The organism is Paenibacillus sp. FSL R7-0313 (assembly GCF_037969885.1).
Taxonomy (GTDB): Bacteria; Bacillota; Bacilli; order Paenibacillales; family Paenibacillaceae; genus Paenibacillus.
Map to the genome: position 1 here is coordinate 3,652,595 of NZ_CP150219.1, position 13,365 is coordinate 3,665,959.

General features: G+C 47.1%; 15 protein-coding genes. 12 read left to right on the forward strand and 3 right to left on the reverse strand.

All coding sequences use genetic code 11. From position 1 onward, the window contains the following. The first annotated feature begins 47 nt into the window (after positions 1–47). Both NSQ38_RS16010 and NSQ38_RS16015 read left to right on the forward strand, forming a co-directional pair. Positions 48–1,658 (forward strand): family 10 glycosylhydrolase, encoded by a 1,611-nt coding sequence (locus tag NSQ38_RS16010; protein ID WP_339782916.1) that lies wholly within the window; start codon positions 48–50, stop codon positions 1,656–1,658. Between the two features lie 91 nt (positions 1,659–1,749). After that, entirely contained in the window at positions 1,750–2,751 is a 1,002-nt protein-coding gene (locus NSQ38_RS16015; protein WP_338587758.1) for a patatin-like phospholipase family protein, read from the forward strand. Between the two features lie 60 nt (positions 2,752–2,811). Here the strand turns inward: NSQ38_RS16015 and NSQ38_RS16020 are convergent, their stop codons facing one another. Then, positions 2,812–3,144, reverse strand: a complete 333-nt coding sequence (locus tag NSQ38_RS16020; protein WP_036614407.1) for a hypothetical protein — start codon at positions 3,142–3,144, stop codon at positions 2,812–2,814. A 5-nt stretch (positions 3,145–3,149) separates the two neighbouring features. Further along, positions 3,150–4,142 (reverse strand): DUF1385 domain-containing protein, encoded by a 993-nt coding sequence (locus NSQ38_RS16025; protein WP_339790561.1) that lies wholly within the window; start codon positions 4,140–4,142, stop codon positions 3,150–3,152. 213 nt (positions 4,143–4,355) lie between these two features. On the opposite strand from NSQ38_RS16025, the gene NSQ38_RS16030 reads away from it, so the two are divergent. The 5 genes from NSQ38_RS16030 (at position 4,356) to NSQ38_RS16050 (ending at position 8,883) form a co-directional block, all read left to right on the forward strand. Then, positions 4,356–4,934, forward strand: coding sequence for a YqhR family membrane protein (locus NSQ38_RS16030; protein WP_339782918.1), 579 nt, complete (start codon positions 4,356–4,358; stop codon positions 4,932–4,934). A gap of 76 nt (positions 4,935–5,010) precedes the next feature. Beyond that, on the forward strand, positions 5,011–5,454 hold the full coding sequence (gene aroQ / locus NSQ38_RS16035; protein ID WP_036614400.1) for a type II 3-dehydroquinate dehydratase: 444 nt from the start codon (positions 5,011–5,013) through the stop codon (positions 5,452–5,454). A gap of 39 nt (positions 5,455–5,493) precedes the next feature. Further along, positions 5,494–6,567, forward strand: a complete 1,074-nt coding sequence (locus NSQ38_RS16040; protein WP_339782919.1) for a Xaa-Pro peptidase family protein — start codon at positions 5,494–5,496, stop codon at positions 6,565–6,567. 314 nt (positions 6,568–6,881) lie between these two features. After that, positions 6,882–7,439, forward strand: coding sequence for an elongation factor P (efp, locus tag NSQ38_RS16045; protein WP_017687580.1), 558 nt, complete (start codon positions 6,882–6,884; stop codon positions 7,437–7,439). A gap of 190 nt (positions 7,440–7,629) precedes the next feature. Beyond that, positions 7,630–8,883 (forward strand): aspartate kinase, encoded by a 1,254-nt coding sequence (locus tag NSQ38_RS16050; RefSeq protein ID WP_047843625.1) that lies wholly within the window; start codon positions 7,630–7,632, stop codon positions 8,881–8,883. An 87-nt stretch (positions 8,884–8,970) separates the two neighbouring features. On the opposite strand, the gene NSQ38_RS16055 is transcribed toward NSQ38_RS16050, so the two are convergent. After that, the gene (locus tag NSQ38_RS16055; RefSeq protein WP_338587749.1) at positions 8,971–9,720 is read right to left on the reverse strand and encodes a 2-phosphosulfolactate phosphatase; all 750 of its coding nucleotides are present in this window, start codon (positions 9,718–9,720) and stop codon (positions 8,971–8,973) included. 263 nt (positions 9,721–9,983) lie between these two features. On the opposite strand from NSQ38_RS16055, the gene spoIIIAA reads away from it, so the two are divergent. The 5 genes from spoIIIAA to spoIIIAE are packed head-to-tail and all read left to right on the forward strand — an operon-like array spanning position 9,984 to position 13,365. Further along, positions 9,984–10,988 (forward strand): stage III sporulation protein AA, encoded by a 1,005-nt coding sequence (gene spoIIIAA, locus NSQ38_RS16060; RefSeq protein WP_339782920.1) that lies wholly within the window; start codon positions 9,984–9,986, stop codon positions 10,986–10,988. Further along, positions 10,981–11,499, forward strand: coding sequence for a stage III sporulation protein SpoIIIAB (spoIIIAB, locus tag NSQ38_RS16065; RefSeq protein WP_036614389.1), 519 nt, complete (start codon positions 10,981–10,983; stop codon positions 11,497–11,499). The genes spoIIIAA and spoIIIAB overlap by 8 nt, the downstream gene beginning before the upstream one ends. Before the next feature lie 29 nt (positions 11,500–11,528). Then, on the forward strand, positions 11,529–11,732 hold the full coding sequence (gene spoIIIAC, locus NSQ38_RS16070; protein WP_017687585.1) for a stage III sporulation protein AC: 204 nt from the start codon (positions 11,529–11,531) through the stop codon (positions 11,730–11,732). Between the two features lie 32 nt (positions 11,733–11,764). Further along, entirely contained in the window at positions 11,765–12,154 is a 390-nt protein-coding gene (gene spoIIIAD, locus NSQ38_RS16075; protein ID WP_017687586.1) for a stage III sporulation protein AD, read from the forward strand. 20 nt (positions 12,155–12,174) lie between these two features. Beyond that, positions 12,175–13,365, forward strand: coding sequence for a stage III sporulation protein AE (gene spoIIIAE, locus NSQ38_RS16080; RefSeq protein WP_339782921.1), 1,191 nt, complete (start codon positions 12,175–12,177; stop codon positions 13,363–13,365).

The following is a 13,365-nucleotide window of genomic DNA, read 5'->3' on the forward strand; positions in this document are numbered from 1 at the left end:
TAGTAGAATTTACCGCAAATTTATAATGATTTTGGAGGACTGCACTAATGAATTTTCGTAAAGGATTGATGCTGCTGCTCATTTTTGTACTTGGATTACAGACAGCAGGCATGACGGCACAAGCAGCCGGGCAGAAGGAAATCGCTATTTTTCTGGACGGCAACCGTTTGGAATCGGATGTATCACCCTACATCTTGCCCAAAGTAAATGTAACGATGGTACCTCTGCGTGTTATTAGCGAAGGACTGGGTGCGTCTGTTTTATGGTCTCAAGCTACTCGTACCGTGACCATTCAGAAATCCGATTCAGTCATCTCTATGACGAGCGGGCGCCAGCAGGCGACCGTGGATAACGCTGTAGTTGGTCTGGATGCATCGGTCGAATTGAAACAAGGTCGGGTCATGGTACCCATTCGATTCGTCAGTGAGAATCTTGGCATTCGAGTGAACTGGAATCAGGCAGCCCAGACCATTGATCTGTACACAGGAGACGAATCAGTCCCAACTCCTGAACCAACCCCGGCAACCCCAGCGGAGCCTGGAGGTACGGGCACTGTACCAGCTTCTGAAGAGATGCGGGGAGCCTGGATTTCCACTGTGAATGGAGACTGGCCTACATCCGGTGCCAAGGGAAATGTAGAGAAGCAAAAACAGGAGTATACGAAACAGCTAGATACTTTGCAAGGTATGGGCATTAATGCCGTATTTGTCCAAGTGAGAGCCAATGGGGATGCCATCTATCCTTCAGGTCTGGTACCTTGGAACAGCGTATTGACAGGAACACAAGGTAAAGATCCAGGCTATGATCCCCTCGCTTTCATGGTTGAGGAAGCTCACAAGCGGGGCCTGGAGTTCCATGCCTGGTTTAATCCGTTTAGAGCGACCAACTCAGCGAGTACAACGAACTTGGCTGCAAATCACATCTCCAAACTTCATCCCGACTGGATTGTGAATGCATCCGGCAAAATGTACATTAACCCGGGTATCCCGGAAGCCAGACAGCATATTATCGATACAATCATGGAAGTGGTCAATCAGTATGATATTGATGGTGTACATCTGGATGATTATTTCTATCCATCCAATGTGACTTTTAATGATGATGCCGCCTTCAAAACCTATAACACATTGAATACCAAAGACCGTGCTGAGTGGCGTCGGGACAATATCAATCAGTTCGTTAAGCAGCTCGGACAGAGCATTCACAGCGTGAAAGCTAACGTTGAATATGGAATTAGTCCATTTGGTGTATGGCGTAACAAATCTGTTGATCTGACGGGTTCTGATACCAAAGCAGGAGTAACCGCGTATGACAGCATGAATGCAGATGTGCGGACATGGATTAACCAGGAGTGGATCGACTATGTCGCTCCGCAGGTGTATTGGAGTATGACACTAAGTGTAGCCAGATACGACAAAGTCGTGGACTGGTGGGCGAATGAAGTGGCTAACACAAATGTAAAATTGTATATCGGTCACTCTCCTTATAAGTTAGGTACGCCGGAAATTGGCTGGCAGACTTCACAGGAGATCATCGATCAGCTGAACTACAACAAGAAGTATGGTTCGGTCAAAGGGGATATTTTCTTTAGTTCACAGTACTTGACGAAGAACCCTCTCGGCTTGATTGCCAAATTAAAAGCCTACTATGGTCTATAAAACATTTTAACAATACAGTGATAAGACAAACCCTTGTTCTCATAGAGTGGCAGTAGAAACGTGGCTGCCTGGAGAACGGGGGTTTTTTGTTATGTTAATTAACGCGGTATTTGAAGGTGGAGGCGTCAAGGGAATATCGCTTGCGGGTGCTGTGCAGGGTGCTCAAGATTGTGGCATTCAGTTCAATCGGGTGGCCGGCACGTCATCGGGCTCCATTGTAGCTGCTCTGCTAGCGGCGGGTTACCGGGCCGAAGAGATGAAAGTCATTATTGAGAATACACCCTTTGTTTCATTGCTGCGTCGTTCCCCCATATTTAATACCCGATGGATCGGACCCGCAGCAAGGCTGTTCTTGAAGAAAGGACTGTATTCCGGAGAAGCGCTGGAATCATGGATTCGCAAGATGTTGGAGCAGAAAGGGATTCGCACATTCGCTGACTTGCCGCAAGGCAAGTTGCTTATTACCGCATCCGATATATCCAATGGGACCATTCTGGTGCTGCCGGACGATATTCGTCGGTTCGGCATTGATCCTGCGAAGCTGGATGTTGCAAAAGCGGTACGTATGAGTTGCAGTATTCCGTATTTTTTCGATCCGGTAATCATACGTAAATCGCCAGTATTCTCCAAAGGACTTCCTTTTCAAGATCAGTTCGTCTATGTAGTGGATGGTGGATTGCTTAGCAATTTTCCGCTGTGGCTCTTCGATGGGGATCGTACGGAACGAGGTGGAGACGTTATTCCGGTTGTCGGATTCAAAATGGTGGGGAAGACGGAAGTGGAACCTGCCCGGATTAAAGGACCGTTAAGCATGCTTCAGGCCCTTGTGGAGACGATGCTCACAGCACATGATGAACGCTACATCGAACAGATTAACCGGTTTCGGACAGTGAAGATACCAACGCTTGGGATTAAACCAACGCAATTTCATTTATCGTTACAGGACAGCACGGCCTTATATCGATCAGGTACTACCGCAGGGAGTGAATTTTTCAACGGGTGGAATATGAAAGTGTATGATGAACAGCTGGACAAACAACGAAAAGAATTGCGCAAGAAACAGGCAGAAGCTCCGCCTCTGATTCCTGTATAAACGCGAAAAAAGCAATTCTCCGCATATTGGGAGAACTGCTTTTTTGTATATCAGTAACTTTTAATGAAATTTCGGTATATCTTCATCGCTTTTACCTTTTTGTCCCTGAATCACTTGGAAAGGATAATCCTTGCGTTTCTTAGAAGAGCCGCTGCTCTTTCTGGCACTGGACTGTGCATTGACTTTCGCCATGGTTCGAGCCGATGGCTTGATCTTTGGTGATTTGGTTTTGCTTGCCCAGCGACGAGGCGGATATTTGTACAGCAGGAATACAGCTCCGAACACGACCAGAGGAATAATGATCCTGGATGGACTAGCGTTCCCCAGCCAAGTCAAGACTCCAACAGCAGCTAGTGCAATGAACGTCCAAAATAAGATTGCCTGCTTGTTCATATCATTCACCCTTTCACAGGATCGAGTGTTGCAACAGGTACTTCTGACGTAGCAGAGACATTGGCAAGCTTGGCATCCAACTCACGCATACGGTTAAACGAAGCAATGGATACTTCTACCTGTTCGTTGGTCGGTTCTTTTGTTGTCAGCAATTGCAGCCACAATCCCGGGTATCCGAGATAACGCAGTACAGGAATATCACGTACTGAATTCGTGAGCTTTAACAGTTCAAAAGAAATGCCTAGCACAACTGGCAATAACAACAGACGCTGACCCATCCGTTCCCAGAGGTTATCGTACGTGAAGAGGGAGTATAGAAACACTCCAATGATGACAGTCAACATAATGAAACTGCTTCCGCAGCGGTAGTGCAGTCGGCTGTACTTTTGCACGTTCTCCGGTGTCAGTTCTTCACCAGCTTCATGTGCGCTGATTACTTTGTGTTCCGCTCCATGATACTGGAAGAGACGTTTAATCATCGGTGTCTGTGAGATTAACCACAGATAGGAGAGTAACAGGATCAGCTTAATGCCGCCTTCCAGTAAATTATGCAAAAACTGATTGTCGAATGCATTTTTGAATAGAAAATTCTCGATAACAACAGGAAGCAATGTGAGCACAACTTTACCAAAAAGGAATGAAAGGATGGCTACGGCGGTCACACCAATGATCATACTAAGGCTCCAGCCTGAACCTTCTTTCTCTTTTTGCTTGGCTTTCTCTTCCGGTTCCAGTTCATCATCAGCATAGGCGTCAGCAGAATAATTGAGATGTCTGCTACCTTTGACACTTGAATCTATAATGCTGACAATTCCGCGTAATAAAGGAATCCGCCGCAATTTCGTGACCCAGGACTTGTCTTGCTTGGGAACTTCCAGATACGTAATTTCGCCGTCTTTTCTACGAACAGCTGTAACGTTGACATGTTTCCCACCGAACATTACGCCTTCAATGACAGCTTGCCCCCCATAGCTGACAGGCTTGGATTGTTGAGGCAAATTATTCACCTTCCTATTCTGTTCTAGGCCTTCGCGATCAAAGGCAGTTTAATAACCCTATTGTATCGAATTTTAAGACCAATTTCTAGTTTGTGAGTCAAACCTTGAAGGATGTTGTTAAGATTGTCCTGTTTTGAACATACTACCTCGTAGAATCGGAGCGGAAATTCGAGGCATAATGCGGGATTATCAACTGAATGAAGGAGAATATCGATGACAGAACGTAAGCATGAAGATACATCACAAGATGAAGGTCAACGTCCGAAAGAACGTCAGCAAAAAGACAAGGGCAGGCGCCCTACCCAGAGGCAAGGTCAAGCTCACTACTACACGAAGCCATTTTCCTTTGCGTTAGAGCTAGGCTTTTTTGCCGGTTTTATATGGGGTGGGCTGCATTGGCTATTCTATCTGTTGCATTTTACAATTGTACCTGTCGGATTTCTGGCCGAGCCTTTTTTCAAACATGAATATATATATACCGCAGCAGGACATTTGACAGGCTGGCTGTTTTTTATCGTATTTTCCATCTTGGCTTCCTTGCTCTATACGTTCACGATTAGAAAACTGAAAGGGCCTATACCTGGCATGGTGTATGGAATTGTCTGGTGGCTGATTCTCTTTGTACTGGTCGGACCAAAACTGGGTATGATGAAGCCTTTGAACGGTTTAACGTGGGATTCAATCATCACGGAGCTCTGTTTCTTTTTGTTATGGGGGCTGTTCATTGGTTACACGGTAGCCATGGAGTACACGGATGAACGTAAACGCGAGCCGGAGCAAGCGGGGGCATAGCGCAAAAAAGCTTCTCAATCCGGCAATGGCTGTGTTAAAATAGCAGATGGTTATTTGCAGAGAGGGTGGAGCAGCGATGAAACGAATTATTGTGATCAATGGTCCGAACCTGAACATGCTTGGTGTACGCGAACCGGGCATCTATGGAACGCTTAGTCTGAAGGATATTGAGGACAAAATTCGCAGACAGGCTGATGAAATTGGCGTCTCCATCGCTTTTTATCAATCGAACCATGAAGGGGACATCATTGACCGCATTCATGCAGCGATGGGTGAGGCAGACGGAATCATACTGAATGCCGGAGCATTTACCCATTATAGCTATGCTATACGTGATGCAATCAATGCTGTAAAAGTCCCTACGGTTGAAGTACATCTATCCAACATTCATGCACGCGAAGCGTTCAGACATCATTCAGTGATTGCAGCGGAAACAATCGGGCAGATTGCCGGATTTGGCGAAGTAAGCTATGAACTGGGATTGCTGGCTCTTGTGCGTCATCTGGACAAACAAACCTGAGCCGGGAACCCGGGAATGTGAGAGAAAGAAGGGTTACCGATGGAAAACAAACGAGTAAATAAGTTGCGTGAAGCCATGCGTGAGCGTGAACTCACAGCAATGCTGATTACAAACCCGATTAACCGTCGTTATATGACGGGCTTTACAGGCTCGGCGGGATATGTGCTGATCACGGAACAGGATGCATATCTGCTGACTGATTTCCGTTATATGTCACAAGCGCCTCAGCAAGCCAAAGGATTTACCGTTGTGGAGCATGGAGCCAAGCCGATGGATACGGTGCGCGAATTGCTGACATCCGCGAATATCAAAGCAGTGGGCTTTGAGCAGGATAGTGTTACATTTGGCACGCACTCCGCTTATGCTGAAGCACTGCAGTCTATTGAACTGAAAGCTGTATCCGGGATCGTGGAACAACTTCGCATGTTCAAGGATGAAGACGAGATCGCCGTCATGCAGAGAGCAGCAGATCTGGCAGATGCTACGTTCAGCCACGTTTTGCAGTTTGCAAAACCAGGCATGACGGAGCGTGAAGTGGATCTGGAGATGGAGTTTTTCATGCGCAAACATGGAGCAACGTCCTCTTCGTTTGACACCATTGTAGCATCGGGTGAACGTTCTGCTATGCCTCACGGTGTAGCGAGCAGTAAGGTCATCGGACAGAATGAGTTAATTACATTTGACTTTGGTGCACTTTTGGACGGATACTGTTCAGATCTGACACGTACCATTGCAACAGGTACACCTGTACCTGAGCTGCGTAAAATTTATGACATTGTACTGGAAGCTCAGTTACATACGCTGGAGAACCTGAAACCGGGTATGACCGGACGGGAAGCAGATGCATTGGCTCGTGATATCATTGCAGGTCACGGATATGGAGATCAATTCGGACACAGCACAGGCCACGGTCTGGGTATGGAAGTTCACGAAGCTCCTCGCTTGTCCAAGCTTAGCGACGATGTATTGAAACCGGGTATGGTTGTTACCGTTGAACCGGGTATATATATTGACGGGCTTGGCGGCGTACGTATCGAGGATGACGTAGTGATTACCGAGACGGGTATTCATATTCTCACGAAGTCGGACAAGAAGTTCACCGTAATCGGCTAATTTACAGCCACCAGGGATATAAGACGATTTTTAATATAAAGGTACAGGTTATTGCTGATTGTTATGGACCATTGCAAAAGTAGTGAAGGGAGCGGAATCGATTCTGAAGAAGCGAAGCGCTCGCCTTTGTCTCCTCATTTTAAACCTTATTAAAATCTAGTCGGGAAAATGAGGAGACAACAGCGATCGGAGGAACGATCCGAACCCGTAACGGTCACATTTGCACATGGTCATCAATTCAGAATAAACCCACCTTTACATTAACCCATTGTCATATATCACCTACTTTTCAACCATATCAGGAGGGATTTTTTGTGATTTCAGTAAACGATTTTAAAACAGGCTTGACCGTGCAAGTAGATAACGATATCTATACCGTGCTTGATTTCCAACACGTTAAACCAGGTAAAGGCGCTGCCTTCGTACGTTCCAAATTGAAAAACCTGCGTAACGGTAACACCGTTGAAAAAACATTCCGTGCAGGCGAAACGATTGGTCGTGCCATCATCGAAAACCGTGGCGTATCCTACCTGTATGCAAGCGGTACAGAGCACACGTTCATGGATAACGAAACTTATGATCAGTTCACATTGACTAGTGATCAACTGGAATGGGAATTGAACTTCCTGAAAGAAAACATGGTCGTTAAGATCGTTAGCTACCAAGGTGAAATTCTCGGAATTGACTTGCCAACAAGCGTTGAGTTGAAAGTCATCGAGACTGAGCCAAGTGTTAAAGGTAACACTGCACAAGGCGCTACCAAAAATGCAAAAGTGGAAACAGGCTTGAATGTACAAGTTCCTTTGTTCATTAACGAAGGTGACGTTCTCCTGATTGACACACGTGAAGGTAAATACTCTTCCCGTGCGTAACTTTCACAATCTGTAAGCTAATAAACTGTATTAACAACCCTTTGCCATTCCTTTGGCAGAGGGTTTTTTCGAAAAAAGATTAGCCTATCAGGCGCTTTCGTAATATACTGGGTTAAAGTCATTTCTCGTAGAGAATAATGACGATGGACATTAATTATGCATACTGCACAAGGTAGGGAGTGGATTTGCGTTGTCATTGTACGTCATGAAATTTGGGGGCAGCTCGGTCGGAGATACAGAACGCATGAAGCGTGTAGCCGGACGTGTTGTAGAAAAAGCTGATGAAGGACATCGGTGTGTAGTTGTGGTTTCGGCCATGGGGGATACAACAGATGATTTGATTGATCAGGCAAAACAACTGAATAGTGATCTGCCTGCTCGTGAGATGGATATGCTCTTAACGACAGGAGAACAGATTTCGATCTCTTTGTTATCCATGGCTATTCAAGCGCTCGGACGTAAGGCGGTATCGTTTACAGGCTGGCAAGCGGGATTCCGCACAGAGCCGGTTCACGGAAAAGCACGTATTCATGATATTCAACCTGACCGTGTGAATGCAGCACTTGCCGAGGGCAACATTGTTATTGTTGCAGGCTTCCAGGGCATGACGGAAGACGGCGAGATCACAACGCTGGGTCGTGGTGGTTCGGATACAACAGCTGTAGCGCTGGCGGCAGCAATTAAGGCTGATGCGTGTGAGATCTATACGGATGTAGACGGAATCTATTCTACGGACCCACGGATCGTTAAGGTTGCACGCAAGCTGAAGGAAATATCGTATGACGAAATGCTGGAACTTGCTAATTTGGGAGCAGCGGTGCTGCATCCGCGTGCAGTAGAGTACGCGAAGCATTCCGGTGTACCTTTAATTGTAAGATCCAGCTTTAACCATAATGAAGGAACGGTTGTGAAGGAGGAAGCAGCAATGGAACAAGGCGTAGTGGTTAGTGGTATTGCCTATGACAAAAATGTGGCTCGCATCAGTATTCTGGGTGTGCCGGATGTACCAGGAGTTCTGGCCGAAGTATTTGGTGCGCTTGCGTCCAATCAGCTGGATGTGGACATTATCGTTCAGAGCGGAGTGATGGATGGCAAAGCGGACTTCTCGTTCTCTGTGGCGCTGTCTGATCGTGAGAACGCATTACGTGTCATTGAAGGCCTTCACAGCCGTTTGCCTTACCGTGAAGTCACATCAGAGGAGAACCTCGTTAAAATCTCCATTGTTGGCGCAGGTATGGTCAGTCACCCTGGTGTAGCTGCGAAGATGTTCAAAGTCATTTCCGCTGAAGGCGTGAGCATCAAGATGGTGAGCACTTCCGAGATCAAAGTATCTTGTGTCATTGACGGAGATAAGCTGCATGACGTCATTAAGGCATTGCATACAGCATATGATCTCGACACTGCAGAGCAAGCTGTTATCGGCGGACCTCAAGATCGCAGATAAGGTGTTTTATGTGTATGTAAATTAGCAAAGGTGTACTGTTGCCAACGGGCAGCAGTACACCTTTTTTTGTTTTTCTCATAACAATTCTCACATCAACTTGAACATCTTTCCCCCGCGTATGCCTCTATAAGGTTGCATGCGGTTCCCCTCCCCCATCTCGGGAACACAATCCAGCAGGTTTAATTGAGAACAATACGAAATATCATGAACTCTGCCTAACTTTTCAAGTCTCCGCCCGCTAACAGACCCCTGCACCAGCTCCGGGATGCTCTCCTGACATTGGGATACCGCCTGATGAAGAACGATGCCGAGATCGTTAAGTTGGAGGGGAGAACAGGATTGACGGTGCAGTTCATCGATGATACATCCAGCACACAACCCGTCCTCCAGAGCAAATTCATCCTGGTTCCCCGCACATAACAGTAATACATCTCGTTGAAGTTCACATAGAACTGCTGCAACAGCCTGCACATTGAGAAATGAACCAGCAAATACATGTTTCCCCTTGGAAGCCTTGATCAAAGCTCGTGTTCCATCGGTTGTGGTTAGAATGATTGTTTTATCTGCAATGCCTGCAGTCATATATTCATAGGGGGAATTCCCCACTTCGAATCCGGTGATTTTTTTGTCAAAACGCTCCCCGCCTCGAATGCAATCTTTCACTTCCATTTGTTTGGCTTGTGGAACGGTCTCTACGGCAATCACAGCCGAAGCGTCATACGCCAGAGCCGTAACAATCGTACTGGTCGTACACAATACATCAATGACAACTGCACTTCGCCCTGCAATATCAATGGTACGTACTTCATTCACATTGCCAACGACATCAACTCGCACTCCCCACAACTCCTTTCTGTATCTGGGGATCGGTAGTTCTGTTTTGAACCGAAATGGAACTTACCTATCTGCAATTACTATATGCATGCACATCTAGACGGGTGCCTAGAACAGAAGGTGGATCTATGGTTTCAACTCTCAACCGTATTCTAAAGAATTGATAGATTTCAGCGTCATAAATTAAATGTACAGGCATAAACTTGAGATATGAACAAGCGCCAGAAGTGTGAACCAAATGATCTCAAGGTTGGAGGAGCCTACTCATGAAGGTGAACTGGAGGGAACTTTTTCCGGAACCGATCCGAACCATTCTTGGAAGAATGCCACCCGCTCTATTGGAACAAGTGGAGGAAGTACGTATTCGTGAAGGCAGACCCCTGGAGATTAATGCAGGCAACACATACCACTTCCTGACACCTCAAGGTTGTCCGACCGGGAATCCTGAAGAAGCGTATGTTCCTCAGAAAGAAGTGACGCACAGGTTGCTGGACCTGATCAGTAACCATTCACTTTATACATTGGAAGAGGAACTGCGCAAAGGGTTCATCACCATACCTGGGGGACATCGAATCGGGCTTGCTGGACGAACGGTACTAAGCGGTGGGCGTGTCGAATACCTGCGTGATATCAACGGGTTTAACGTTCGGGTAGCCCGTGAGGTACATGGAGTGGCTGATCGTATTCTTCCTTATCTTCTCGATATGAAGAGCGGACAGGTCCTGCACACGTTGATCCTATCACCACCTCAACAAGGGAAAACGACGTTGCTGCGAGATCTGGCGAGACAAATTAGCAGTGGTACAAAGCTTACAGGGGGCAATGAACTGGTTCAGGGAATACGTCCGCGGCTGAAAGTGGGTATTGTGGATGAAAGGTCCGAAATCGCTGGCAGCTACAAAGGAGTACCTGGATTCGACGTAGGTCCGCGAACAGATGTGATGGACGGTTGTCCGAAGGCTGAGGGCATGATGATGATGCTTCGCTCCATGTCGCCCGATGTCCTGATTGTGGACGAGATCGGTCGTCCGGAGGATGCCGAGGCGGTGATGGAAGCCCTGCATGCTGGAGTCTCTGTGATCGCGACTGCTCATGGCCGTGATCTATCGGAGCTGTCGGCCAGACCCGCCCTTAGAACCTTAATTACGGAGCAGATGTTTCAACGTTATGTCCAGCTGCAACGGACGAGCCGGGGCATGACCTTTCGGCTGGCTGATGGCAAAATGCGTGGGTTGCAGCAGACCGAGGCAGGAGGTGAAGCCTTTGGTTAACATGTTTGGTGCGGTAATTATTCTGTTAGCCAGCACCCTCGCCGGTTTTTACAAGGCCAGACAGTATGCATTAAGACCGAGACAGTTGCGAGAACTCATTGCAGCCCTCCAGCGACTAATGACGGAGATTAACTATGGGCTCACTCCACTTCCCGATGCCATGGGCAAGATGGGAGCACAGACCAAAGAACCTGTAAAGACGCTGTTCCTTCATGCAGCCACACAGATGGAACCTCCTCATGGACTCACTGCCCGGGAAAGTCTGCAGTCAGGTGTGGATCTGGCGTGGGGAAGATCGGCCATGAAGGCTGACGAGAAGGAAGTGATGCTGCAATTAAGCTTCAGCCTTGGCACAAGTGACCGTCAGGATCAGACCAAACATATATCGTTAGCCATTCAACAACTAATGCATGAGGAATCCCGTGCCCAGGCCGATCAAATGAAATATGAACGAATGAGCCGAAGCCTCGGGATGCTTGTCGGAGCGTTAATCGTCATTCTGATCTTCTGAAATAGCCGGGATAGTGAGGTGCCAAGGTCATGAATCTAGAAGTGAACGCAATCTTTCAAATTGCGGGTATCGGAATCATTATCGCCATGATTCACACGGTACTGAAACAAATGGGAAAGGAAGATATGGCTCACTGGGTGACCGTAATCGGATTTGTCGTTGTATTGTTCATGGTGGTCCGTATGCTGGACAGCCTGCTACAAGAGATCAAATCGATATTTCTTTTTCAATGAAAAACGGTCATGAAGCCGGATGGTGGTGACCTGTGGAAATTATCCAAGTTGTAGGTTTGGCGCTCATCGCAACAGTGCTCATTCTGGTCATTAAGGAACAGAAACCGATGTTTGCCTTTCTGATTGCTGCCGCGACCGGCATTGTCATCTTCATGTTGTTGATTGGCAAAATCGGTGCAGTCATCGAAGTGTTGAAGCGGCTTGCCGAGAATTCAGGCATGGAAAGTATTTATCTGAAAACGGTGCTGAAAATTATTGGTATAGCCTACATCGCTGAATTTGGCGCACAGATTGTCAGGGATGCAGGTCAGGAGAGCATTGCGTCCAAGATCGAACTGGCTGGTAAGGTACTGATCCTTGTACTTGCTATACCGATCATCAGCATTATTATCGAAACCGTCATGAAGCTGATGCCGGTGTAGAAAGGGCGTGCGGACTTCATATGAAATCAATGCATCATAAGCCGCAGTGGCGCCTTACGGTTGTGCTGATGCTCTGTTTTCTGTTTGGTATCCTGGGACAGGTTACTGCAAGCTCACCATCCGGTGAGTGGATGCAGCAGCAGGCCGATCAGCTTCCCAAGGATCAGGTGGAGAAATACTGGGATCAACTGATGCAACAATACGGTGGTTTCTTCCCGGATGGGAAGACCCCTTCCTTCATGGATATGTTAATCCCCGGCAATGAAGGGTTCAGCCTGAAATCGGTGTTTGTAGCGATAGGAACCTTCATGCTGCATGAAATTTTATATAATGGCAAACTTCTGGTCACGATTGTGATGTTAAGTGTACTCAGCATGATTCTGGAGACACTTCAGACCGCATTTGAGAAAAATAATATTAGCAAAATCGCCTATTCCATCTGTTATATGGTCATCATCATTATTGCAATCAACAGTTTCAGTGTGGCGATTGGATACGCCAAGGATGCCATAACCGGCATGATCAACTTCATGATGGCCATGGTTCCCTTGTTATTCACACTACTCGCGTCCATGGGGAATGTCATCACCGTCTCGGTGACACATCCACTCATCATTTTCATGATTCATCTGGTGAGCACATTGATTCACTTGCTGGTATTCCCGTTACTCTTCTTCTCGGCTGTTCTGCATCTCGTCAGTTCATTGTCTGACAAGTACAAGCTGACACAGCTGGCAGACCTCCTGCGCAATATTAGTGTGGCACTGCTGGGTATTCTGCTGACGATGTTTTTGGGTGTAATCTCGGTTCAGGGAGCATCGGGATCGGTAGCAGATGGAGTCAGCCTGAAGGCCGCCAAATACATCGCAGGCAACTTTGTCCCTGTCGTGGGCAGAACATTTGCGGATGCGACGGATACGGTAATTACAGCTTCTTTACTTGTCAAAAATGCAATTGGACTCACCGGGGTAATCATCATTTTGTTTCTATGTGCCTTTCCGGCACTCAAGATCCTGGCTCTTGCCTTGATATACAACGTTACCGGTGCCATTATGCAACCGCTAGGAGACACCCCGATTGTAGGATGCCTCCAGGCCATCGGCAAGAGCATGATCTACGTATTTGCGGCGCTCGCAGCCGTCGGGCTGATGTTTTTCCTGGCAATTACCATCTTGCTGACCGCGGGCAATCTGACTGTCATGATGCGCTGA